Origin of the sequence: Opacimonas viscosa (assembly GCF_024199005.1) — a bacterium.
GTDB lineage: Bacteria > Pseudomonadota > Gammaproteobacteria > Enterobacterales > Alteromonadaceae > Opacimonas > Opacimonas viscosa.
On record NZ_JANATA010000001.1, the window covers coordinates 303,086 to 329,031 of the forward strand.

Annotated in this window: 19 protein-coding genes; 11 read left to right on the top strand and 8 right to left on the bottom strand. The window is 41.7% G+C overall.

The features are described 5' to 3' along the window. Window positions 1–59: 59 nt before the first annotated feature. Window positions 60–2,669: a VolA/Pla-1 family phospholipase gene (locus tag NLF92_RS01330; RefSeq protein ID WP_254098069.1), complete on the bottom strand. Its 2,610-nt coding sequence runs from the start codon at window positions 2,667–2,669 to the stop codon at window positions 60–62. Between the two features lie 249 nt (window positions 2,670–2,918). Between NLF92_RS01330 and NLF92_RS01335 the strand changes: the two genes are divergently transcribed. After that, window positions 2,919–3,668 carry a YciK family oxidoreductase gene (locus NLF92_RS01335; RefSeq protein WP_254098071.1) on the top strand — a complete coding sequence of 250 codons (750 nt, stop codon included), beginning with the start codon at window positions 2,919–2,921 and terminating at the stop codon, window positions 3,666–3,668. A 109-nt stretch (window positions 3,669–3,777) separates the two neighbouring features. Here the strand turns inward: NLF92_RS01335 and glnS are convergent, their stop codons facing one another. Beyond that, the gene (gene glnS / locus NLF92_RS01340) at window positions 3,778–5,436 is read right to left on the bottom strand and encodes a glutamine--tRNA ligase (RefSeq protein ID WP_254098073.1); all 1,659 of its coding nucleotides are present in this window, start codon (window positions 5,434–5,436) and stop codon (window positions 3,778–3,780) included. Between the two features lie 152 nt (window positions 5,437–5,588). Between glnS and NLF92_RS01345 the strand changes: the two genes are divergently transcribed. Continuing rightward, complete coding sequence (locus NLF92_RS01345) at window positions 5,589–6,605, top strand: LacI family DNA-binding transcriptional regulator (protein WP_254098075.1); 1,017 nt, start codon at window positions 5,589–5,591, stop codon at window positions 6,603–6,605. Window positions 6,606–6,637: 32 nt separating this feature from the next. Here NLF92_RS01345 and NLF92_RS01350 read toward each other — a convergent pair whose 3' ends face one another. Both NLF92_RS01350 and NLF92_RS01355 read right to left on the bottom strand, forming a co-directional pair. After that, window positions 6,638–8,296, bottom strand: coding sequence for an alpha-amylase family glycosyl hydrolase (locus NLF92_RS01350; RefSeq protein ID WP_432420199.1), 1,659 nt, complete (start codon window positions 8,294–8,296; stop codon window positions 6,638–6,640). 101 nt (window positions 8,297–8,397) lie between these two features. Further along, complete coding sequence (locus NLF92_RS01355) at window positions 8,398–9,903, bottom strand: MFS transporter (RefSeq protein WP_254098079.1); 1,506 nt, start codon at window positions 9,901–9,903, stop codon at window positions 8,398–8,400. 157 nt (window positions 9,904–10,060) lie between these two features. Here NLF92_RS01355 and NLF92_RS01360 point away from each other — a divergent pair, with 157 nt between their 5' ends. Then, complete coding sequence (locus tag NLF92_RS01360) at window positions 10,061–11,530, top strand: tryptophan halogenase family protein (RefSeq protein WP_254098081.1); 1,470 nt, start codon at window positions 10,061–10,063, stop codon at window positions 11,528–11,530. A 6-nt stretch (window positions 11,531–11,536) separates the two neighbouring features. Here NLF92_RS01360 and NLF92_RS01365 read toward each other — a convergent pair whose 3' ends face one another. Further along, entirely contained in the window at window positions 11,537–13,012 is a 1,476-nt protein-coding gene (locus NLF92_RS01365) for a sensor histidine kinase (RefSeq protein WP_254098083.1), read from the bottom strand. 97 nt (window positions 13,013–13,109) lie between these two features. Then, window positions 13,110–14,324 carry a thiolase family protein gene (locus NLF92_RS01370; protein WP_254098085.1) on the bottom strand — a complete coding sequence of 405 codons (1,215 nt, stop codon included), beginning with the start codon at window positions 14,322–14,324 and terminating at the stop codon, window positions 13,110–13,112. A gap of 121 nt (window positions 14,325–14,445) precedes the next feature. Between NLF92_RS01370 and NLF92_RS01375 the strand changes: the two genes are divergently transcribed. The 7 genes from NLF92_RS01375 (at window position 14,446) to glgC (ending at window position 22,989) form a co-directional block, all read left to right on the top strand. Continuing rightward, the gene (locus NLF92_RS01375) at window positions 14,446–14,889 is read left to right on the top strand and encodes a MerR family transcriptional regulator (protein ID WP_254098087.1); all 444 of its coding nucleotides are present in this window, start codon (window positions 14,446–14,448) and stop codon (window positions 14,887–14,889) included. Window positions 14,890–14,902: 13 nt separating this feature from the next. After that, entirely contained in the window at window positions 14,903–16,072 is a 1,170-nt protein-coding gene (locus NLF92_RS01380) for an isovaleryl-CoA dehydrogenase (RefSeq protein ID WP_254098089.1), read from the top strand. Window positions 16,073–16,081: 9 nt separating this feature from the next. After that, window positions 16,082–17,689 (top strand): carboxyl transferase domain-containing protein, encoded by a 1,608-nt coding sequence (locus NLF92_RS01385; RefSeq protein ID WP_254098091.1) that lies wholly within the window; start codon window positions 16,082–16,084, stop codon window positions 17,687–17,689. Between the two features lie 56 nt (window positions 17,690–17,745). Beyond that, the gene (locus tag NLF92_RS01390; RefSeq protein WP_254098093.1) at window positions 17,746–18,546 is read left to right on the top strand and encodes an enoyl-CoA hydratase-related protein; all 801 of its coding nucleotides are present in this window, start codon (window positions 17,746–17,748) and stop codon (window positions 18,544–18,546) included. Further along, window positions 18,543–20,627, top strand: coding sequence for an acetyl-CoA carboxylase biotin carboxylase subunit (locus NLF92_RS01395; RefSeq protein WP_254098095.1), 2,085 nt, complete (start codon window positions 18,543–18,545; stop codon window positions 20,625–20,627). Before NLF92_RS01390 ends, NLF92_RS01395 begins: the two co-directional genes overlap by 4 nt. Window positions 20,628–20,635: 8 nt before the next feature. Next, entirely contained in the window at window positions 20,636–21,541 is a 906-nt protein-coding gene (locus tag NLF92_RS01400; protein ID WP_254098097.1) for a hydroxymethylglutaryl-CoA lyase, read from the top strand. Window positions 21,542–21,735: 194 nt separating this feature from the next. Next, on the top strand, window positions 21,736–22,989 hold the full coding sequence (gene glgC / locus NLF92_RS01405) for a glucose-1-phosphate adenylyltransferase (RefSeq protein WP_254098099.1): 1,254 nt from the start codon (window positions 21,736–21,738) through the stop codon (window positions 22,987–22,989). Window positions 22,990–23,140: 151 nt separating this feature from the next. On the opposite strand, the gene NLF92_RS01410 is transcribed toward glgC, so the two are convergent. Then, on the bottom strand, window positions 23,141–23,965 hold the full coding sequence (locus NLF92_RS01410; protein WP_254098101.1) for an alpha/beta hydrolase: 825 nt from the start codon (window positions 23,963–23,965) through the stop codon (window positions 23,141–23,143). Window positions 23,966–24,140: 175 nt separating this feature from the next. Between NLF92_RS01410 and NLF92_RS01415 the strand changes: the two genes are divergently transcribed. Next, window positions 24,141–24,947 (top strand): thioesterase family protein, encoded by an 807-nt coding sequence (locus tag NLF92_RS01415; RefSeq protein ID WP_254098103.1) that lies wholly within the window; start codon window positions 24,141–24,143, stop codon window positions 24,945–24,947. Here NLF92_RS01415 and NLF92_RS01420 read toward each other — a convergent pair whose 3' ends face one another. Then, a complete protein-coding gene (locus NLF92_RS01420) occupies window positions 24,948–25,799 on the bottom strand; it encodes an HDOD domain-containing protein (protein ID WP_254098105.1) in 852 nt (283 codons plus the stop codon). Window positions 25,800–25,946: the final 147 nt, after the last annotated feature.

The following is a 25,946-nucleotide window of genomic DNA, read 5'->3' on the forward strand; positions in this document are numbered from 1 at the left end:
CAATGATTAGGGGCACTTTACTTAGGGGCTTTACCGCTAAGCTATGAAAACTTTGGCGTTTAGTTCACAATAATACTCGTATTTGTGATGGGTAATGTTCTACCTTTGGATGCTAAAAATGCAGCAATTTGCATCTGCATCTCAGCTGTCGTTGCAGCACTAGAGGCTGGGCTTAATGAAGAACCATGAGCACCTTCATTAAATAATACGTATGCTTTAATTGCATCTGCTTGTGGAGCAATGGTAGAAGAAGCTTGCACTAATCCAGCTTGTTCTACATATGCATCCTGACCAGCTAATGGGAACGCTGTTGACACTGGAATAACCTGATCTGGTAAGTTCTCAGCACCATTACCTACTACAGTTTGCACTAGTGTCGGTGTATTGGCACCTAAGGTAGCTACATAACTGATTGGATCCGCAGCGTCTAACGAGGTCTGAGCAGCAAAAGAAAACTGACTGAAAACACCATTAATCGCAGCTACCTGAGCATCAGATAATTGAGCAAAGAAAGGAGCAACCAAGGCACTTTTCTGATCTTCAGTCGCACCATCTGGATATGTCGTAGCCACTAAATTCGCAAACTCTGGGCTAGCCTGTTCCAGTAATAAAGACTTAATTAAAGGACCAAAGCTAGCTGACTCTAACAAAAATGCTGCTGTTCCAGCTCCTGGTGATTCTAAAGCTGCAGCATTGACTGCAAACATACCATCAAGTGCAGCTAAATCACCACCCATTGACGTATTGGCAACAGCGGCAAAATTACCACCCGTAATACCACCTAAGGATACGCCCATAATAGAAACGTTGGTGGCATCTAAATTCACCATACTAGAGGCAGTTGTATCTACCACAGCGTTCAAGCCAAGACGTAAACCTAACAAGTCAGAAACCGACTGAGTAAGGTTAGCTTTGGCCGTTGGCAATGTTTGTAAATTCATATAATGCGTTGCAGAAACTGTCGTTGCATTAAGATCATCGACATTATCGCCATCTAAATCGTAACCACGAGAACCGTGTAATGGATGGTCAATAGCAATTGTTGCAATACCGGCAAGTGATAAAGTACCAGTAATTGCTAACATATCTTCTTTTTGACGGGTAATACCATGATAAAGAATTGCTACCGGCCAACCTGCATCTGGTTCAGCAATAGTAAAACCAAGTGCACCTGCGGCTACAGGATCTGGGACAGTGATTTGGACATCTAATGTCATATTACCGTTATCACCACCTTTAGGCTGTGGTACAGGACTAAACTTAGTCAAGTTACGGTCACGATCTAGCGTGCCTGCATCGTTTCTTAGGTCGCGTAAACCAACCGCCTGACAAGAAGCATCATTGGGACCTGGTGAGTAAGTAGCTTGAACTTCTGCAGGAAGACCTGCAAACCCTGCTAAGACAATGCCACTATCACAAGCAGCTGTCATAAATTCTGTCACAGGCGCCAACGGATTATTCGCACGAGGTATAGCTAAATAATGCGGTAAACTAATCGAGGCTTGGGCGCGTTTAGCTGCGCAGAAAGGACCGGCTCCCTGCCCTAGAATACCTGTCGCAAGACCAGCTGCAAATTCATTAATTTCAGGCACTTGGCTGCCAAAGCCACCTGCGGCAGAAGTTAATAATCCAGCACACGTTTTCATCGCACTGAAATCAGTGGCTTGAATAAATGGCACCAATGGAGCAACTGCCTCAGGTAAACCTGCTATACCCTGTGCTACAGCACCCGCTACGGCTTCATCACTCACTAAACCGAGGGCTTCCATTGCATTAGGTGCAACTGGCACATCGGTAGCTACAATCGCAGGAAGTGCCGTTCCTGCAGTAGGGTCGCCAGCTGCAGCACGCGCAGCAAACTCACCAACCATCACTTTCTTAATCGTATCTAAGACGTTTGACGTAGATTGCGTAGTAAAGGCTGCCGCATAAGAAATCTCATCACGTGCAAGACCTGCGGTAGCAAGTGAATCAATATAGGTATTAACTAGGCCTTGGAGACTTAATTGTGACTCAGATGCTAATGGAGCCGTTGCGATATTTTGGCGTACTAGATTCCATGTAGTAGAACCTTGTACGGGATTACCAGCAGTATCCATCAAGTCTTCTGTAATGACTAACATATGACCTTGCGCTGGTTTAAGTGGACGCAACGGAATAAAGGATATAGTGTCAGAGTCTAATAACTGGACTACATAATCCACACCGAATTGTAATTTGTCACCAATTTTACAACCAGCAGAAGGTATTGGAATAGCTGCACAGACTGGATCAGACTGATCTAAGCCCAAAGTGGCTTCAAATAAATGCACACCTGAAGATAATGTCGCTGCATCTAATCCAACTCCAGGTGGAGTAATAACCTCAATCACGAATGGTTGATTGGTTGACCAACCGTCTAAGACATTTAATGCATTTTGCGGATCCGAAAAGTCACTTGGATCAGCAACGGGTATGTTCAATGTATAATCAAAAAAACCGTCATCGCCCGGTAACATTAATAAATCATTAGGAATATTTAGATTCCCATTAGCAGGGTCGAAAAGAACTCTGGATGCTGGCGATACTTGTGGTGTCTCAGCTTGTAAATCTGAAATTGTTTCACCACCGCCGCAACCAGCAAGTGCAAGAGCTGTCGCAATACTGGAACTGATAAACAGTTTTTTCATTGTATCTCCCTAAGAGTCGTTTTGTTGTTATTTTTTGGCACACTTGCAATTACGCAAAAGTGTTTAGACCAGTTAGCCTTAGCTCAAGTCTATTGCCTTTAAAGTAAATTTGCAAAGGTTTGTTAACGATATGTAACATCTTTTTACTGATTCACTGACAAAGACTTGATTTTCCAAAATAAAGCTAGTCGTTAACGCGTTTCATTTTTATAATGTGCACATTGTATATTTAATTTCAACGGAACAATTGTGGCTTTAGAACTCCCTACTTTATCTTCTCTATGTTTGACAGGCAAAAAAATACTGATTACAGGTGCCGGTCGTGGTATTGGTAAGCAAGCCGCTCTTTCTTACGCTGCCCAAGGCGCAGAATTAATTCTTCTGGGTAAAACGGTGCAATATTTGGAAGAAACCTACGATGAAATTGTTGCCCAAGGGGGACTGGAACCAGGGATTATTCCATTGGATATGCAAGGTGCTACCCCTAAAAATTATCAAGATATGGCGGCAATGTTAATTGACCAATATGGTCAGCTTGACGGCGTACTGTTCAACGCAGGTGTTTTAGGTAACTTATGCCCTTTTACACAAATAGAAGTAGATGAGTTTAATGAAGTCATGCAAGTGAATCTAAATAGTCAATTCCATATGACTCAAGCTTTATTACCTGTGTTACAAAAGGCGCCCTCTGCGTCCTTGATTTTTACAACATCTAGTGTGGGTAGAACTGGTAGAGCGTATTGGGGAACGTATAGTATTTCTAAATTTGCTACAGAAGGTATGATGCAGGTTCTGGCTGATGAGTATAAAAATAGTACGATACGGGTTAATTGCATCAACCCTGGGGCGACTCAGACCGATATGCGAGCCAAAGCATTTCCTGCCGAAAAATCGGCAAATGTCACACCAGCGATTGAGATCATGCCATATTATATTTACTTAATGGCCGATGCATCCAAAACAGTGAATGGACAAAGCATTGATTGTCAGTCTAAGTAAAAGGCCTTAGCAAAAACCGTAACCGCTTAAAAAAATGGAAGAACGCTCATTGCCAAGCGAACTTCCATGCTGAGTACCCGTTATCTAGGTCTAAATAATTTCGAACTATCTAGGCCTTGTTTTCCCAAGTATCGCGTAACCCAACAGTACGATTAAATCTCAGTACTGAGGTATCTTTATCGCGTGTAAAATATCCTGTTCTTTCAAACTGTATACCGACACCGACTTGTGCATCGCCCAAAGATGGTTCAACCACCCCCTTTTTAACTACACAGGATTCTGGGTTTAGCGTACTAAGATAATCATCTTGAGCAGCAGGATTAGGTACTGTGAATAAACGATCATATAAACAAATTTGAGCTGGTACTGCATGTTCAGCACTGACCCAGTGAATAACGCCTTTGGCCTTGCGACCATCCGCAGGATCTTGCCCCAAGGTATCTGGATCGTAAGTACAATAAACCGTCGTGATATTACCATCAGCATCTTTATCTACTGAATTCGCTTTGACGTAAAAAGCATTACGTAAACGGACTTCTTTATCTATCACTAAACGTTTAAACTTTTTATTCGCGCTTTCACGAAAATCTTCTGCTTCGATATATATTTCACGAGTAAATGGGATCTCACGTGTTCCCATACTTTCATCTGAAGGATGATTCGGAGCTTGTAATATTTGTGTTTCACCCTCAGGGAAATTTTCGATCACTAACTTTATCGGATCTAATACCGCCATAGCTCGTGGCGCGTTGACATTTAGATCATCACGAATACACGCCTCTAGCATCCCCATTTCTACCAAATTATCCATTTTAGTGACACCGATGCGCAGACAAAACTCGCGAATCGCTGCAGGTGTGTAACCGCGGCGGCGCAATCCAGCAATCGTTGGCATACGCGGGTCATCCCAACCCGCAACATGTTTTTGTTCCACTAAATCAATCAATTTACGCTTCGATAACACCGTATATTCTAGGTTTAAACGTGAAAATTCATATTGCCTAGGAGTAGTTTCAATGCTGATATTCTCAATCACCCAGTCGTATAAACGACGATTATCCTGAAACTCAAGCGTACACAAAGAATGTGTAATCCCTTCTAAAGCATCAGAAATACAGTGCGTAAAATCGTACATTGGATAAATACACCATGCGTCACCTGTTTGGTGATGATGGGCAAATTTTACGCGATATAAAACGGGATCTCGCATACACATGAAAGGGGATGCCATATCAATTTTGGCACGCAAACAACATTCACCTTCGTCAAACTCACCTGCTTTCATTTTGTTAAATAACTCGGTATTTTCAGCAATACTGGTATCGCGATAAGGTGAGTTTTGACCAGGTTGCGTCAAAGTTCCGCGCAATTCACGCATAGTTTCTTGACTAGAAAAATCCACATAAGCCAAGCCTTTACTGATTAATTCATGGGCAAAATCATATAATGCGTCAAAATAATTAGATGAATAACGAACATCACCATCCCAAGAAAATCCTAACCATGACACATCTTCCATAATAGAATTTACGTAATCAATATCTTCTTTTTCTGGATTCGTATCATCAAAACGCAGGTTACATTGGCCAGAATAATCCTTAGCAATACCAAAATTTAGACATATCGATTTTGCATGACCAATATGCAGATATCCATTAGGTTCTGGTGGGAAACGCGTTTGGACTGATTGATGAACACCTTGAGCCAGATCTTTATCAATAATTTGACGGATAAAGTTACTTGGGCGCGGTGCTAAATCATCACTCATATAGAATTCCTTGTTTTTTTAGGCAATTTTGTTTGTTTAATTATACCACTATATCTTCTGTGGTATATAGTACTTACACGCTTTGCATAATTTATTGTGTTTATGCATAAACCTTGTATAGTCAACGCATAATAATTAGATAGGCTGTGCTAATGAAAAGTAAACCCACCTCTTTTGATATAGCTCACATGGCAGGGGTTTCTCAGTCAACGGTATCCCGCGCATTAAGCAATTCCCCATTGGTAAACGCGGAAACACGTGAAAAGGTCCAACGGATTGCCAACGAGTTAAATTATAAAGTTGATAAAAACGCCAGTAGTTTAAGAACTCAGCGCTCCAAAACCATTGCATTGCTGTTGTTTGAAGATCCTTCTTCAGATGATTCTCAAATTAATCCATTTTTTATTTCTATGCTGGGTTCAATCACAAAAGCTTGTTCCACTGCAGGTTACGACCTATTGGTATCGTTTCAAAACTTACAAGATGACTGGCATGCTGAATACGAAGATTCAAACAAGGCTGATGGTATTATTTTATTGGGCTACGGTGATTATTTAGACTATCAGTCAAAACTTGAACAACTCGAAAAACAAGAAACACATTTTGTGCGTTGGGGCGCACATGATCCAAATCACCCGGGGATCTCGGTAGGCTGCCACAATTACCAAGGTGGTTATCTGGTAACCGAACATTTGATCAAACGTGGCCGCAAACGTTTTGCGTTTATCGGTGTTGCTGATTCTGGTGCTCCTGAGTTCATGGCTCGTTTTCAAGGTATGGAAAATGCTCTTATTCAGCATAATCTTATCGATCAATTTATCGGCCAATTCGACGCAATTTTTACCTTAGAGGCGGGTGAAGAAGCTACAGAAATGCTGCTTGAAGAAGGTACACTTCCCGATGCTATTGTATGTGCCAGTGATTTGATTGCCATCGGAGTACAACGAGCAATGCAAGCCAAGGGGCTTATCTGCCCAAATGATATTGCAGTTGTGGGTTTTGATAATATCCCGGTCAGTGAATTCACGAATCCGCCATTAACGACAGTCAAACAAGATACTCAAAAAGCAGGAAAAGTGTTAGTCGATAAATTATTGCGACTTATTGAAGGGGAAACCGCCTCAGATATGCTTTTACCCACAGAATTAGTCATTCGAAAAAGTAGTTAAACAGCTGCGTATTTAACTACTTTTAACCGGTTTTATTTATATGCCATAGCGTGACGAAGTGCATCTAACAATGCTGGATTGGCTACTACTTCATTTAATACCCAAACTTGTACACCATTGGCAGAGACAGTTGTATCTAAAGTGTCTGCAATGCTTTTAGTTGTGCCGGAAAGTTGCTCCTGCCATAGACCAGGTTGTAACATCTCCGCAATTGAGAAATCATGTGGCACATCCGCTTTGTTTAATAAAACCAAGGCAATTTGTTGCGTTTGTGCAGTTTGTAACACTCGGAAAAATACCGCTTGGTCCCCTGCTAGCTTCTGATTCACTTGTAAACCCGATTGCAATGCTGGAGTGACTTTTCTCACTTGAGCAATCTGCGCTAAATGCTTAAAAATAATATGTTCACGCCCTTGGTCAAGACGTTCTTGGCCGATATAGTTACGATTTCCCTCGTGCTCAGCAGTGCCTTTCATATAAGCAAATTCTGAACCTTGATAAATCACTGGAATACCTCTGGTAGTAAATAACCAGTTGTGTGCATTGATAAAACCGGCATCATTAGCATTCATACGACGCATATCATGATTATCATAAAAAGTCGTTAAATCATATACATTATGGTATGGACCGTGGGTCAAATGGAGATAATCCGCTAATTCTGCAAAGTCACTTTCTGGGTTTTCAAACACAGTTGTAAGGGCTTTTTGTCCAGGAAAATCGAGAACAGAAATCTGACCATTTTTGGGGAGTGTATGTTGCGCTATAAAATTGGCATTGTAATCGTAGCTTTCAGCAAACATAAAAAAATCTGGATGCTCAGCTCGGATCCTATCCGCCATGATTTTCCAAAAACGGTGCGGAACGTGCTTTATCGTGTCGATACGAAAAGCAGCTGCGCCCTGCTCTATCCAATGTAGATAAGAATCAACTAAATAATCAATCACCTCTGGAGCAGTGTCATCTAGGTTCGACAGTTGCATAATATCCGGAGTTTTTCGAAAAAAGTCATGCAACGAGTTATTAGGATCAAGTGCCTCTGGCGCTAAATTTTGGTGATCAGCAACGAGATTACCTTGGGCATCGTATATTTCACCAAATTTAGGTTGGTCAATGGGCATAGAGAATGATGGCGAGCCATGATTAGCCACAACATCTAAAATCACTTTGATGCCATTATCAGAAAGGCTAGCTGTCAAATTTTTATAATTTAAGTTGTTAGATACTAAATGCTCATCTTCTTTGTAAAAGTTACTCGCCCAATAACCGTGATACCCGGTTTTATTGCCGTCCTTAAAAGCTCCCCCGTAATAAATTTCTTCGCCTCCAGCAAAAGCTTGGTCAGGATTATCGACCACGGGAGTAAGCCATACTGATGTCATACCCAATTCTTTGAGGTAATCTATATTGTTGATAATACCCTGGAAATCACCTCCCATATAACCGACATTAGCATGTTTGCCGTCGGGGCCTTCTAGGCGAATATTAAATGTTGGATAATCCCCCCCTTGATCAGGGTAATTATTACTGGGATCACCATCAACAAACCGGTCTGTCATGATGAAATAAATCGCTTCTTTGGCAAATGCTTCCTTGGTACCATAAAAATATTCAGGAGCATAAACATCGGGTTGCTCACCAGTGGCTGTTGTCGCAGCGCAACCAGTAAGTTGTAATAATCCAATGCTCATAGCAAATTTTAGAGAAAATGCCGCTTTAGATGGCTTGAATATATTTTTTGGGTTGAATTGTGGCATTTAGTCGTCCTTTAAATTAAAAGTTAAATCTACGATTATTGAGTATTTTTATCATCAACAAAATAGACGGAAATGGCGCCAAAGATCATAGCTACTCCGGCAAGGATAATAATATTGATCGCTTCATTAGCAAATACACTCGCCAAGATCCAGCCAGAAAATAGCCCTGAAACAATCTGAGGAGCGGCGATCGTAAAATTAAAGATCCCCATGTACACACCGGTTTTTTCAGCTGGTAATGACCCTGCAAGCATAGCATAGGGCATAGCTAAAATTGCAGCCCAAGCGACTCCCACTCCAATCATTGGAATAAATAAACCGACTGCACCTGCAGGTACAACAACTTCAGTAATAAGCAGATTTACCGAAGTTGGCGTGGTGTCAGTGAATAAACTAAAACTCGCATATGACAAACCGCCGAGTAAAAGTGCTGATGCATATATTAATTTGCGTCCTAATTTGTCTGCAATTTTGGCTAATACAATGGAAAATAATGCAGCAAAAACAGAGTAAGCAGCAAATAGGATCCCAACCCAATCTCCTGCAGCACCTTTTGCTTCAATAATATGAGGGGGAATGACAGCTAAACTATTCAGGTAATCAGGATCAAACCACTGCGCATCCAAACCCCATGTATTTTGCGTGATAGCCGGCATGGTATAAACCCACATAATAAATAATGCAAACCATGAAAAAAATTGTACGACAGCGAGTTGTTTCATCGTTTTTGGCATTGTTAACATTAACTGCCAAAACCCTTGCAAACGTTGGGTAAGCTTTTTGGATTCGGCTTGTTCAGCAGCTACAGCTTGTGCATCAATCCCCTTGTACGCATAGTATTTATCTGGCGCATATTCTTTGGTTCGGAATACGGTCCACAGTACGCTACCCAATAAAACAGTTGCTCCTATATAAAAAGCCCAAATGACCGATGGAGCCACCTCTCCTTGTTTAGCTGTATTCTCTAAACCAATAATATTAGTGAGTAAAAATGGTAAAATAGAGCCCACTATAGCCCCAATGTTGATCAACAATGACTGGATGGAGTAGCCAATATTACGTTGTTTGGGTGGTACCATATCGGATACCAGTGAGCGGAAGGGTTGAAAGCATACATTAAACGAGGCATCCATCAGTGCAAGCATTAATGCACCAAATAACATTGGTGCCATAAATGCCACGAACAAAGGAGCATTTGGCATAAGTAACATGCCGATTCCAGCAGCCAATGCACCAAACAAAATGAACGGTTTACGTCTACCTATTCGGTTCCAGGTACGATCTGAAGCTGAGCCTACTAACGGTTGTACTAATAACCCCATAATAGGTGCGACTAACCAAAATAATGATAAAGAGTGAAGATCTGCACCTAAATCCGATAATATGCGACTCACATTTGCATTTTGTAAGGCAAAGCCAAACTGCACGCCAAGAAAACCAAAACTCACATTCCACACTTGCCAAAATGATAAAGTCGGTTGTACCACAACCTTTGAGTTATTGACCGCAATGGGATCGCTTGCAGATGTTTGTGTAGACATTGGTTAATGCCTCCTTTATAGTTTTTTTTATATAGTAAACAGGTTTAGTAACCGGAACAAATATATGCATACGTATTCACCCCTGTGAGTTTGTTGGAACTATGCCAATAACACAGTATTATCAGGTTAATAACGCCAAACACATTAGGTAGCGTAAATGAGCAAACAACAGACTATTGTCATTTTAGGCGGCGGCACTGCGGGTTGGATGACAGCGAACTTACTCCATTTACAACTAGCTAAACATGGTTTTAAAGTACTTGTTATTGAATCTCCAGAAATTGGTATTATTGGTGTTGGTGAAGGTTCCACTCCCCAATTAAAAGTGTTTTTTGATCTTTTAGGGATAACCGAGCAACAGTGGATGCCTCAGTGTGATGCGACGTACAAATACGGGATCCGATTTAATGCTTGGACAGAACATAAAGAGGCCCCTAATACTTACTTTCATCCCTTTCCTGCTAGTACCGATGGGCACAGCGCTAAAGCATTTTTAGGTGCGACACATTACTTGCGTTCCGGTCAACCAGCTGCACCACACCCTGATCGTTATTTTTTAGCAACCTACCTTGCGACAGCGAATAAAACCCCAAAACTCAAAAATCCTTCTACTGCGCTTCCTGCTGTTAGCTACGGCTATCATTTTGACTCTTATAAACTCGGGGCATATCTCAAACGCCATGGTGAAGACCAAGGTATCGAAACAATGAGTGCCACCATCGCATCTGCGCAGGCTGAACACGGCAATATTCTATCGTTAACCACCACCGATAACACCACAATCACAGCAGATTGGTTTTTTGACTGTTCAGGGTTTAACAGTATTTTATTACAAAAAACTTTGCACGTACCTTTTGAATCATTTGCCGATCACTTATACAACGATAGTGCAATTGCAACTCCAACACCTTGTCAGGGCCAGGAGCTTGGACAAACCGAAGCCACAGCGTTATCAGCTGGCTGGGCTTGGCGGATCCCTTTACAAAGTCGAATTGGTAACGGTTATGTATTTTCCAGTCACTACAAAAGTTTTGCTGAGGCTGAAACGGAATTTTGTGAGCATTTGGGACTAGACCCTAATACGGCCTCTTTTCGCCGCATTAAAATGCGGGTTGGTCAAGTGGCCCAACATTGGTCTGGTAATTGTGTTGGCGTGGGTTTAGCTCAAGGCTTTATTGAGCCTTTAGAAGCGACAGCATTACATCTAGTACAAGAGACTGTCACCCAATTTATCGGGGCCTTTACTGCGGGAAATTTTACAACGCGGCATCAAAACCAATTTAACGAGGTGATAAAGCAACGGTTTTTGGGAGTAAAAGATTACATAACGGGTCACTATGTGTTAAACCAGCGAACAGATTCACGTTATTGGGAGGATTGTCGGAGTACCGTGAAACCTACCCCATCATTAAATAAAATAATGGCGTGCTGGGCGAGTAATGGTGACCTACAACAACTGTTACAAGAACAGGGCTTGGCGGCATATTACCCCAGTATCAGCTGGTATTGTTTACTATCGGGTTATCATACTTATCAGGATTCACATCTTGCGCAATGGCAAAATGACAATACAACCGTTCAAGAAGTAGCACGTTTTTTACATGAGCAATGTGCTTTGTTTGCCTAACATGACTTATTTGACGTAGATGGGAAAGGATAGCGTAAACGTAGTCCCTTTATTTATCTCGGAACGGACATCTATACTGCCTGAGTGGGCTTCAATAATACCAATAGAAATAGATAAACCTAATCCAGTCCCCTCACCAACTGGCTTGGTCGTGTAAAACGGTGTAAATAATTGCTGCTTGGTGGATTCACTCATACCACACCCAGTATCCGATACTGTAATACAAACTGAGTCATCTTTGGTCGTGGCTTTTATACGGATCTCACCACCATCTGGCATAGCTTGGGCAGCATTGACAAATAAGTTAATAAAGACTTGTTGTAACTGCCCTAATTTGCCCATGATGAGCAAGTCCATATTTTCAGTGTCATTAACTATCGTATGTTTATATTTCAATTCGTTTTTGGCGACCAGTAATGCGCCTGCAATTACTTCGCTTAGATCCACTTTGGAGAACTGTTTATCTCCTTGGTGTGAAAATGTTTTTAGACCTTGGACAATTTCCGAGATCCGATCTACGCCATCCAAATTAGAAGAGACAATGTCAGAAATATCATCGAGAATGAAGTCAATATCGTATTGCTGTTTAATATTCTCTATTTCACGCATTAAATCTGGATTTTTAACAATCTGAGTCTGAGCCACTATGAAATGATTGATATCTTGGATGTAATCAGCGAGTACTTCCATATTGGAACGAACAAATCCTACTGGATTATTAATTTCATGTGCAATACCCGCTGAAAGTTGCCCTAACAGCGTCATTTTTTCAGATTGCATTAGCATTTTTTTCGCTTTGTCTAATTGTTCTTGGATGCCTGAAACGTCAAATTGCTCAGCATTCATATTCTGACCCGTCTTACGTGCTATCAATAAAGTACGTAACTGACGTTGAATGATAGTCAACGCATTAAATGTATCGTCCGAATAGTTTTTATTGCTCAAAATAAAACAAGACAGTAAGCAACTTTCGTTGTCTAACACTTTTTTTCGGATCACGAGTTCCACATCTAACAAGCCTGACTGAGCAACATTAAAAGGTACTACTTGCCAATCATTATTAAAATGATGTTCGGCTAAGACAGTATTGATTGCTTGGATGATGTGTTTTTGCGAATGCCATTTTTTATGACTGCTATATACCGGAGTGTGTACATCAAATTGCATTGCTGTATTGAGTTGAACGGATGCTACCGCAAACTCTGCATGAAGAAAATTTGCACTGAGTTCGGTCACGTGCGAGAGCAAATTTTCGGTGTTTTCAGAGATGGAAATGGAAGAGCTCGAATTTAATAAAAACGCTAACTCATCACGTTTTCGTTCTGACTCGGCTAGGGTTTCTTTAAGCTTTATATTGGAATGATAAATTTCACGTGATTTTTCGACAAGCAACTCTTCGGCTTGTAAGCGTGCGCTTTTTTCACGCGCCAGTCGCCGTTCCAGCAAAGCTATTTGTTTATCAATGGTTGTCGAATCAGACAAATTTAGCTCCATTTAAATTTGTACGAGATTAAAGAAAGACTTATCTTACGTTGAAAATATCTCATTGCCAATTTATATCGACTGGCTTAGGGTTCTCTTAAATGATTTCTACTGCTAAGGCCACAGCTTCTCCCCCTCCAATACACAAGCTGGCAACCCCTCGCTGGGCTTTAGTCCGGCGTAAATTATGTATCAAGGTGACCAAAATACGCGTGCCAGATGCCCCAATAGGATGCCCTAATGCACACGCGCCTCCCGATATATTCACTTTTTCACTAGGGATGTTTAACGCATTTTGCGTTGCCATTGTCACCATGGCAAAAGCTTCATTGATTTCCCATAAATCCACATCATCCACTGACCATTGTAATTGCTGCAATAATTTTTCGATGGCACCAATGGGAGCAATCGTAAATTCAGCGGGTGCCAAGCCATAAGTTGCATGACCGACAATCTTAGCTAAGGCAGTTACTGCATGTTCAGCTGCTGCTTTTTCTGACATCACTAAAACAGCGGCAGCACCATCCGAAATGGAAGATGCATTCGCCGCAGTGATAGTGCCATCACTGGAAAATGCAGGTTTTAGGTGTGGTATTTTTTCTGGTTTAGCGTATTTGGGATTTTGATCTGCCGTTATTAACATCTCTTTACCATTGACTAATACAGGTATTGGAGTTATTTCATTCGCAAAATAGTCATTTGCTTGTGCCGTTTGAGCACGGTTTAGAGAGGTAAGAGCAAATGCATCCATATCGGTACGACTGAATTTGAGGGCCTCAGCAGATTGTTGGGCAAACACCCCCATCGCCTTTCCATCATAAGCATTTTCTAATCCATCACACAGCATATGGTCAAGCATGGCCATATGACCTAATTTTTGCCCTGTACGACCTTTGGGCAATAAAAATGGGGCTTGACTCATAGATTCCATGCCACCGGCGACAATACATTTGGCAGAACCTGCTTTAATCGTATCATATGCAGTCATTACGGCTTTTAAGCCTGAACCACATACTTTATTTATGGTTTGTGCACCCGTCGCATAAGGCAGATTTGCGCCAAGCGCCACTTGTCTAGCTGGTGCCTGTGACAGTCCTGCTGATAGTACACAGCCCATAATGACTTCATCAACCGTTTTTGCAGCAATACCTGAAGTGACCGCTTTGACAGCATAAGCCCCCAATGTAGTAGCTGGTAACGATGCAAGGTCTCCAAGAAATGAGCCTATAGGTGTCCTTTTGGCTCTCACAATCAAAATATCTTCTTGCGGATTAACTTGTGTATTTTCTTTTGAATTACGGTCAGGTTGCATGGCGACACTCCAATGGAAAAATTTGCTATCGACAGAATTTATACGTTTACGTATTTTTACTTTACGTTAACGTAAAGCTGATGTAAATTATTTGTTATGAAATTATAAGGACTGTTCCCGTATGCAACATTCAATACAATCCAATGGCGCTATTCACATTGATGATAAAAATGCCACCATTAGTATTAGTACTTTAGCCAAAGAGTTTTTAGTGACCCATCGCACCATTCGCTTTTATGAAGAACAAGGTTTATTGCACCCTGCGCGGTCTGGCCAACAACGTATTTATTATGCCAAAGATAGAGTGCGCCTAAAATTAATACTAAGGGGCAAACGTCTAGGTTTTTCTTTGGCTGAAATTAAAACCTTATTCGCCATGTATGACCAAGATCACAATTCCACTAAACAACTTAGTAAGATGCTCGAACTTACCCAGCAAAAAAGAGAAGTCTTACATCAACAGTTACAAGATATCCAATCGTTATTGGATGAATTAGACGATGTGGAAGCACGCTGTCAAGAAGAACTTGATGAATTAAATGCCTTAAAAGCACAGACTAACTAACAGGATATTGATTATGCATACCCCCTATCCCAACCTAAATTTTGGTCTTGGTGAAGAGATTGATATGTTAAGAGATACGGTATATCAGTTCGCTCAAGCAGAAATAGCACCATTGGCCGCACAGGCTGATACTGATAACCAATTTCCCCTCCCACTTTGGCAAAAAATGGGAGAATTAGGTTTACTAGGGATTACTGTCAGTGAACATTATGGCGGGGCAAATATGGGATATCTTGCACATACCGTTGCTATGGAAGAAATTTCACGTGCCTCAGCTGGAATAGGACTGAGTTATGGTGCTCACTCAAACCTGTGTGTTAATCAAATTTTTAAAAACGGAAACCCAGCTCAGCGTGAACAATACCTCCCAAAACTTGTTTCTGGTGAACACATTGGGGCCCTTGCTATGTCCGAACCGAATGCCGGATCGGATGTCGTAAGTATGAAACTGAGCGCCAAAAAAGACGGTGACTATTTTATTCTCAACGGTAACAAAATGTGGATCACGAATGGTCCGGATGCGCATACTTTTGTGATTTACGCAAAAACAGATGTGAATGCGGGCTCTAAAGGGATTACGGCCTTTATTGTAGAACAAGATACCCCAGGATTCAGCCAAGCACAAAAACTTGACAAGTTAGGCATGCGTTCTTCCAATACATGTGAATTAGTATTTGCTGATTGCCGCATCCATAAAAACCAAATCTTGGGCAAAGAAGGCGGTGGTGTCGCCGTATTAATGTCAGGTTTAGATTACGAACGTTTGGTTTTATCAGGTGGACCACTTGGTATTATGCAAGCCTGTATGGATGTTGTGGTCCCTTACATTCATGATCGCGAACAGTTTGGCAAAGCGATTGGTGAGTTCCAATTAGTGCAAGGGAAAGTTGCGGATATGTATACACAAATGAATGCTGCACGAGCATATATTTATGCGGTAGCACGCTCTTGTGACAGAGGAGAAACAACTCGGAAAGATGCTGCTGGAGCGATTTTATATTCAGCAGAACTCGCTACCAAAATGGCGTTAGATGCCATTCAACTGCTCGGTGGGAATGGCTACATTAACGAGTATCCAACAGGACGTTTACTACGTGATGCTAAGTTATACGAGATAGGTGCAGGGACTTCAGAGATCCGTCGAATGCTGATTGGTCGTGAATTATTTAATGAGTCCAAGTAAGGAACTTAAATGCCAATTATAACCAGTCAGATTAATACGCAAAGTGCGACATTTAAAACCAACTTTACCGCAATGTCGGACAGTGTTCGTGAGTTAAAAGACGTCGTTGCCAAGGTTACTCAAGGTGGGCATAGTGCAGCACGAGAAAAGCATATCGCTCGTGGAAAATTGCTCGTAAGAGATAGGATTACAAAGTTACTTGATCCGGGAGCAGCGTTTTTGGAAATCAGTCAACTTGCAGCATTGCACGTGTATGATGAAGAAGTACCTTGTGCTGGTGTGGTCGCAGGCATCGGTCAAGTTAATCGGACACTGTGTATGATTGTCGCTAACGATGCGACTGTCAAAGGAGGTACCTACTATCCTTTAACCGTAAAGAAACACCTTAGAGCCCAAGAGATCGCTTTACAAAATCACCTGCCATGTATTTATTTAGTGGATTCGGGTGGTGCCAACTTACCTCGACAAGATGAAGTATTTCCAGATAAGGATGATTTTGGGCGTATTTTTTATAACCAAGCGAACCTATCTGCACAAAATATCCCTCAGATTGCAGTTGTCATGGGCTCTTGTACAGCTGGCGGTGCTTATGTGCCGGCTATGGCTGATGAATCGATAATCGTCAAGGAACAAGGTACGATCTTTTTAGGCGGGCCACCATTGGTGAAAGCGGCTACTGGTGAGGTCGTATCAGCTGAAGCATTAGGAGGTGGCGATGTCCACACCAAAGTGTCAGGTGTCGTGGATCATTTGGCCAACAACGATCACCATGCATTACACATTGCACGTGATGTCGTAGCGAACCTACAGCGCCCTTTGCCCACTTATATTGACCGTAATGCAAGTCGCCCCCCCCTGTACTCAACCAAAGAGATATATGGTGTGATCCCTGCTGACAATAAGCACAGTTATGATGTACGCGAGGTTATTGCGCGCTTGGTTGATGGCTCCGAGTTTGCTGAGTTTAAAGCTCGATTTGGTCCTACACTCGTCACCGGTTTCGCTCGTATCGATGGCTTTCAAGTTGGTATTGTTGCGAATAATGGGATCTTATTTTCAGAATCAGCACTCAAAGGCGCCCACTTTATTGAATTGTGTGCACAACGCAAAATACCACTCATATTTTTACAGAACATTACGGGTTTCATGGTTGGTCAGCAATATGAAGCTGGAGGCATAGCCAAGCATGGTGCGAAAATGGTGACGGCAGTGGCTTGTGCCAAAGTACCTAAAATCACCGTGTTAATTGGTGGCAGTTTTGGTGCTGGTAATTATGGGATGTGTGGTCGTGCCTATGACCCGAGATTTTTATTTATGTGGCCTAATGCACGTATATCGGTCATGGGAGGTGAACAAGCTGCAGGGGTTCTGGCACAACTCAAGCAAGATCAACTCACCGCACAAAATACGCCGCTGTCCGATGCACAATTGGCATCTTTTAAAGCGCCGATTATCGAGGATTATGAACACCAAGGTCATCCGTTTTATGCATCGGCAAGATGTTGGGATGATGGCGTGATTGACCCAGCGGATACTCGAACTGTCTTAGCCATGAGCTTGCACATCAGTTTGAACGCTCCCGTTGAAGAAAGTCGTTTCGGGGTGTTTAGAATGTAACTGGCTTGCTGTGGCAATACATCATTTAATGAATATTTATTTGGAAAAAGAGTTTTATGTCTAGACCAGTCACTTATGAAGTTTTAACCTCGGGTGTTGCTTATTTAACCCTGAATCAAGAGGCCACCCATAACGCATTTGATGATGCAATGATCCAACTTTTAATCACGGGGATCAAAGCAGCAGGAAGTGATCACAAAGTGCGTGTACTCGTGCTGCAAAGCACTGGGCAGACCTTCAGTGCAGGTGCTAATTTGCATTGGATGCAACGAATGGTTGATTACACATATGCAGACAATCATCAAGATGCATTACAACTCTCTGCATTAATGCATTTATTAAAAGCCTGTCCCAAGCCCACTATTGCTAAAGTGCAAGGTAGCGTTTTTGGCGGAGCCATTGGTTTATTGGCTTGTTGTAATATTGTCGTGAGTAACCAAGCGAGTCAGTTTTGTCTCAGCGAGGTTAAATTAGGTTTAGCCCCTGCCACTATTGCTCCATTTGTCATCGCTGCTATTGGACCACGCCATGCCGAGCGTTATATGTTATCGGCCGAAGTGTTTGATGCGACTACGGCTTCTGCTATAGGTTTGGTGAGTGAAGTGACCAGTGCAGAAAATTTAGACTCCGTTACAGAAAGTTTTATTCAGAAGTTTTTAGCCAATGGCCCACAAGCCATGACGGCGACCAAAAACCTCATCAGTTTATGTAGCAATGCCAGTATAGATGATGCACTTAGGGACAAAACTGCACACACCATTGCCACTTTACGTGTTTCTGATGAAGGCCAAGCCGGCCTAAAAGCGTTTTTCGATAAAGCTCCGCCACCATGGATCAAACAGGGAGACAAAGCGTGATAAAAACAATTTTAGTCGCTAACCGGGGAGAAATTGCTTGTCGCATTATCAGAACAGCAAAAGCGTTAGGCATCAAAACAATCGCTATATACAGCACCGTTGATGCCCAAGCTCAACATGTTAAATTAGCAGATTCTGCGTTTCATATTGGACCTGCACAACCAGCCCAATCTTACCTAGATCAAGCAAACATTATCGCACTGGCGGTTGCAGAAAAAGTGGACGCCATACATCCTGGATATGGGTTTCTTTCGGAAAATGCTGATTTTGCAGAAGCCTGTGCCGAACAGAATATTATTTTCATTGGCCCATCAGCAGCAGCGATTCGTCAAATGGGCTCAAAAAGTGCAGCCAAAGAGATTATGGAACAGGCTGGCGTTCCGTTAGTTAAGGGGTATCACGGGACCAACCAAGAGCCTATGTTTTTGTTAAAACGAGCCCAAGATATTGGTTTCCCTGTGTTACTCAAAGCTGTGGCAGGTGGCGGTGGCAAAGGTATGCGAATTCTCCACGCGGAAGATGAGTTTATGGCCGGACTAGCTGCGGCCAAAAGAGAAGCATTACAAAACTTTAGTAATGACGAAATGTTACTTGAAAAATATATCATGCAACCTAGACACATTGAAATTCAGGTGTTTTGTGATACCCAAGGTAACGGTGTGTATTTGCATGATAGAGATTGTAGTATACAACGTCGTTATCAAAAAATAGTTGAAGAAGCCCCTGCTCCGGGACTATCTGACGCCACTCGCACAGCAATGGGTAAAGCTGCTTTGGCAGCAGCACAAGCAATCTCATATGTTGGAGCCGGTACGGTTGAGTTTTTATTAGATAAAGACGAAAACTTTTACTTCATGGAGATGAATACTCGTTTACAAGTTGAGCATCCTGTGACTGAGATGATTACCCAACAAGATCTTGTCGCTTGGCAAATACAAGTAGCAAACGGTGAACCACTGCCATTACAACAAGATGATATCCCACGCCAAGGACATGCCATTGAAGTTCGCATTTATGCTGAAACCCCTGACAAGGAGTTTTTACCCTCTTCTGGCACATTAGCGTTTTATCAAGAACCGTCAGTCAATACTTATTTAAGAGTTGATAGTGGTGTTACGCAAGGTGATGAGGTATCAGTATTTTACGATCCGATGATCAGCAAACTCATTGCATATGGTACACAGCGCAATACCGCAATAACGCGTTTACAACAAGGATTAGCTGATTACTACATAGCGGGGCTCGATACTAATATTGCGTATTTACAAAACATTCTCCAACAACGTGAATTTATAACTGGGCAGGTTTCTACGCATTTTATTGACGACCTAAAAGATGTACTAGCACAACCCAATGAGACTTCTGAAGACAGTATCCTAGCCTTGGGTTGTATCATTTTACAAACTCGACTTGAGCAAAGTTTTGCGCATTGCACTAGGGATATTCCTGCTCATTGGCGCAACCTATCTACCACTAAGGTTTCTTTTGATGTACAACGGGATAAAAGTGGATGTGCATCTACACAGTCTCGGTCTCAGATAACACTGACGCCAGTACAAACCAACCAAACACTCAATGCCTGGGTTTGGGGGAGTGACACACCAGTTCATATGGCTACTTTTAGCTGTTTAGAAAATCAATGGCGAGGAAAATTCGGTGATAAAACACTCGTCGTCCCCTACTATTTAGAACAACCTAGCCCTCATTCTGAACCAACGAACACGACTCCTCTAGAACTGACTCCCATGCTTCCTGATGTTCTAAGTCACTTAACAATGTGGGTGGAGGGCCAACAACACAAGCTCATTTTTCCTGCGGTTGATCTAGGGCAAAACACATCGGATAACACTGCCAATAATTTTGTAGCGCCAATGAATGGCACAGTGGTTAGCCAAACTGTGGATGCACCTGCTGAAGTAAAAAAAGGTGATGTCTTAATGATCATAGAAGCGATGAAAATGGAGCACAATTTAAAAGCACCGTGCGACGGTAAAGTTACTGAGTACTTTTTTGCTCCAGGTGACTTGGTCAGTGGTGGCGCAACAGTCCTGTCATTTTCGCCAACTACACAAAGCGAATAGGAGCACTCATGTCACGTACTTCATCTACCTATCCCAGAAAAGTTAATATCTTCGAAGTCGGCCCTCGAGATGGGTTACAAAATGAAGCCACTTTATTGTCCGTCGAAGATAAAGTCACTTTTATTCAGGAATTAATACTGGCAGGTCTGAAAAATATAGAAGTGGGTAGTTTTGTTTCTCCCAAATGGGTGCCACAAATGGCAAATTCTGTGGCGGTTTGTCAAGCCCTACCAAAAACAACAGATGTCACTTTTTCGGGATTAACACCTAATCTCCGTGGTCTAGAAGAAGCTTTAGCTGCAGGTGTTGATGAAATTGCAATTTTTGGTGCAGCGTCTGAGCGGTTTAGTCAAACCAACATTAACTGCTCTGTTGCAGAAAGTCTTTTGCGTTTTCAGCCCGTAGTTGCACTGGCACAGCAACACAATATACCGGTTAGAGGTTACGTATCAACGGTGTTAGGTTGCCCATACCAAGGTGATGTGCCGATTAAAGACGTGCTTAATGTGGTAAAAGCACTCCATGATATGGGCTGTTATCAAATTTCTTTGGGAGATACCATCGGTGTTGGGACGCCTCTAGCGACGCAAAAGCTTTTGGACAAGATACTTGAGTTAGTGCCTATTGAAAATGTTGCTGTGCATTTTCATAACACTTATGGGCAAGCACTCGCCAATATTTTGATCGCCTTACAAATGGGTATTACTACTATCGACACTGCTACGGCGGGATTAGGTGGTTGTCCGTATGCCAAAGGTGCTAGTGGTAATATCGCCACCGAAGATGTGGTGTATATGTGTCATGGTATGGGTATTGACACGGGCATTGATTTGGCAAAATTAGTTACCGCAGGTAAAAACATCTCCCAAAAACTGCAAAAACAGCCCCATTCTTTGGTTAGTCTAGCGCTCTAGATAATAGCACACCCTACATAGATTAGAGTATATATCGCACAAGAATTTTTCTGTTTTGTGAACAAGCGATTTACAACTTTAGTATAACTGGTTATTATACAAGCAGTTAAAAGGAGAAGGTAACATGCTGATTTGTTAAGTCGCTTGTCAAATACTGTTAACTGTCTACATTTCATTATTAAAAGGATTTTTTCATGCCTCATTCAAGCCCCCGTTACATCAGTAATTTAACACGTGATACCTACGCGTTAATTTTAGCTGGCGGACGTGGTTCTCGTCTTCATGAGTTGACCGATTGGCGCGCTAAGCCTGCTGTTTATTTTGGTGGTAAATTTAGAATTATTGATTTCCCATTATCGAACTGTATTAATTCAGGCATTCGTCGTGTTGGTATCTTATCGCAATACAAGTCGCACTCGTTAATCAGACACATTGTTCGTGGTTGGGGCCATTTTAAAAAAGAGTTAGGTGAATCTATTGAGATCCTCCCTGCCTCGCAACGTTTTTCTGAAGATTGGTATCAAGGGACTGCCGATGCTGTATATCAAAATATTGATATTATTCGTGATGAGTTACCAAAGTATGTCATGATCCTGTCTGGTGATCATATTTACCGCATGGACTACGGTAATATGCTCGCAAAGCACGTCGAGTCAGGTGCAAAAATGACGGTAAGTTGCATGCGCGTTCCTTGCAGTGAAGCTGCAGGTGCTTTTGGGGTTATGGCGATAGATGAAAACTCTATGGTGACTGACTTTACCGAAAAGCCAGAATTCCCTACGCCATTAGCTGACGATCCTGAAAATTGTTTAGCATCCATGGGCAATTATATTTTCGATACTGAGTTTTTATTCGAGCAGCTTGAAAAAGATAAAGAAAATGCACATTCTCAACGTGATTTTGGCAAAGATATCATTCCCGAAATTATCAAACATCAAAAAGTTAATGCTTTCGAGTTTGGTAACGGTGAAAAGAACAATTACTGGCGCGATGTAGGGACAATTGATAGTTTCTGGCAGGCCAATATGGAATTAGTTGAACCCGTCCCAGCTCTGAATTTATATGATGCTGAATGGCCAATTTGGACCTACCAAGAGCAACTCCCTCCAGCAAAATTTGTTTGGGATAAAGAAGGTCGTCGCGGTGAAGCAGTAAACTCAGTCGTTTCAGGTGGGTGTATCATTTCTGGCTCACACCTAAAACAAAGTCTGTGTTTTTCAAACGTGCGCGTACATTCATACTCACATATTGAAGAAGCTGTCATTTTACCGAATGTTGAAATTGGCCGTCATTGTAAAATCAAAAAAGTGGTCTTAGATCGTGGTTGTATCATCCCCGAAGGGATGGAAATAGGTATCGACCATGAACAAGACCGTGCTCGAGGTTTTAGAGTATCTGAGTCAGGTGTCGTGTTAGTCACTCCAGATATGTTGGCGAAAATCAAATAATCATTTTACATTTTTGCACCTAAATTGTTTTCTTTTTACAGTCAGGCCCCACCAAAGAATATCTTTCGTGGGGCTTGTTTTTTTGCAGGCAAAATTATCCAAATCCAGCTAACACAAAATGTTAACAGAGATTCCTACATCGTCAGGTAAGTCACAAACGCTGTAAAAAATCGTTAATATGTTGCGCGGTCAGTTTCGGTTGTTCTAACACAAACATGTGACCACCAGGTAACTCTACATGTTCAAATTTCACATTGCCTTTTAGAAAATGTCTTTGAAAAATAGGAAATGTGACATCTGTAGCGCTTCCTGTAAGTAACAACCCTGGTACTTTTATTTGTCCATAAAACTTGGCAACATCATGCGGTATGGTGCGAAAAGTATTTGCCTCTATATAGGGATCATACGTAAGTTGATATTGATTGTTAGTCTTTGCCGACGCATCTGCATTTGTGGATGTTGGTTGCGTAACCGCAGATAACTGAGTAATGCCTAGGGCATATTGATAAACAGACTCGTCTTGAATATCTTTGAAGAATCGTTTTGTTGCAAAATACTGGGCTATATTGACATCCTTAGACCATTGTTTTTTTCTGGCTAAGGATATTTTCGCCGGTGTCACTTTATCGATAAAGCGGGTTTTCTTGGCTAAACCAAACAAGTGTCCCCCCCATCCCACTAATAACGGTGGATCACACATAATGACCGCTTTAAAGAGTTCTGGACGTAAACACGCCGCTTTATAAGTGAGCACAGCACCAAAACTATGCCCCATTCCAACAATAGGCGCTTTACAATGTGTTTCAATATAATGTATGAGTTCTAAAACTTGATTAGACCATTGATCGTTCAGAGGATATGCCGGATGATGAGCGTATTGATGTTTAGCTAGAACCGGTGACGCCAGATGCTTAAAAAATTCACCATATGCGGTTGCGACAATACCATTAGCATGAACAAAATTAATAAGAGACACTGCTGCTCCACTTCTGAGATTTTCAGATATTTTACCGGCTTAGCCAAAACTTACCAATTCATGCGGTGAATAAGTGTCTATTTATAATTAAATCCAAGAATTTAATTCAGGTTTATTGCATTGCGTAATGGAGCAGATATACTCACAGTCATCTTGTCGTACCAGTAGAAACGAAATGAACTTTAACGAAATCATCGATGCTTGTGACAACTATTTACACAACCCTACGGAAAACCCATTAACCATACCCAAGCTATGGTCGCAAGGCCGCACGGTTTATGGTGGTTTGTCCGCTGCGCTCCTATTTCATGCGATAAAAAAACAAGTTAATCCTGAGTATCAAGTTAAAAACATCAACACCAACTTTGTTGGCCCGATGTTAACCGACGAGCCTATTGAGATTGAAGTACAAGAAGTACGAACGGGTAAAAATGTCTCACAATGGTTAGCATTTGGTAGACAGGCTGAAAAAACATGTACTTTGTTGCAAGCGTGTTTTGTGCGTGATCGCGAGTCTAAAATTACCATCAACAATGCGCCTCCTTTAACCTTAGGTGCTCCAAATAAAAAAAGCTTTATTCCACAAATACCGAAAGTGACTCCAAAATTTTTAAAGAATTTTGATTTAGCTATTCTCGGTGGTGGGATCCCATTTACAGGACGCAAAACTGATTTTTATCAAGGATGGTTTCGGCATAAAAATACCGAAGGGAAGATGAACGATGTTGCTTTAGTGGGGCTGTTAGATGCCACCCCGCCCACTGTCTTGCAGATGTTGAAGTGGCCCGCACCGGCTAGTACGATCAACTGGAACCTCGAATTCATTCATCCTTTGCCATCCTTAGATATGCAAGATTGGGTGGCATTTGATGATCAATCAGTACATGCTAAAGATGGTTACAGCGCAGTTGAAATGCATGTCTGGGACAAGCAAGGTCGATTACTCGCTCTATCTAGACAGACAATTGCTGTATTTGATTAACTAAATAGATACGTATCCGTCAGGAGTAAATAAACTTACCACCGTTAACAAACGGAAGCGGTTATTTTCCAACGATGCTTCTAATGCGTTCGCGCTTAAACCGAGTGAAAGTGCATATTGTTCAGGCAGTTCTGTAATGTCGTTAATAAACAAGGGGTGAGATTCCAACAACGCCTGATGATAAGACAATTGCATCACTTTACTATCAATTGAACCAATGGTTTGCGGTGAATCATGTATCGGTTTAATGCAGTCGATAATGCTTTCTGGTAAATCCCACACTTTTAATAACTGTAAGGTAATATCTTTGTAGGTATAACCTAAAATAGCTTCTTGGCGCTCCCATGGTTGCTCGTTAATCGTAAATCGATTGCATTGATGTGCTTTTTCAGGCGTTTTGCGCACGACCACCAGTTCACCAATATTGTGTAACAACCCTGCTGTGAAAAAGCGTTCAGGTTCATGTAATGCCAAACGTTGTGCCCAATACTGCGCGAATAAAGCCGTTCTTACCGAATACTCCCAAAAGCGCTCTAAATCAATAGTATTACCATCTAACTCATTAAACGCAGCACTCACACCGTACCCAATCGCTAAATCATAAACGGCTTTGGTTCCTAAGATCTTTATGGCCTTGGAAACAGAATCTACGGGGTTGCGGAAATTGTACAATGGGCTATTCACAATTTTTAAAAGCTGTGCGGATAACACAGGATCAAATTTTACAACCGAGGCAAAATCGTCCATGGATGCAGTTTCATCATCTATGAGTGACTGAATTTTATGCACCGCTGCAGGTAAAACAAACACATCTTGGGCAAATGTAGCGTATGCAATGGCTGCTTTATTCATGAAGAATTAAACCTATGTAAAGAGTGAGAGAAATGACCTACATAGGGTATAGAACAAAAACTAGATTTTTGCATAAGAACTGACGAATTAAATTCTGCAAGCACGTATAGTTTTATATAACTATCATTAAATCTGCCGATGTTAATA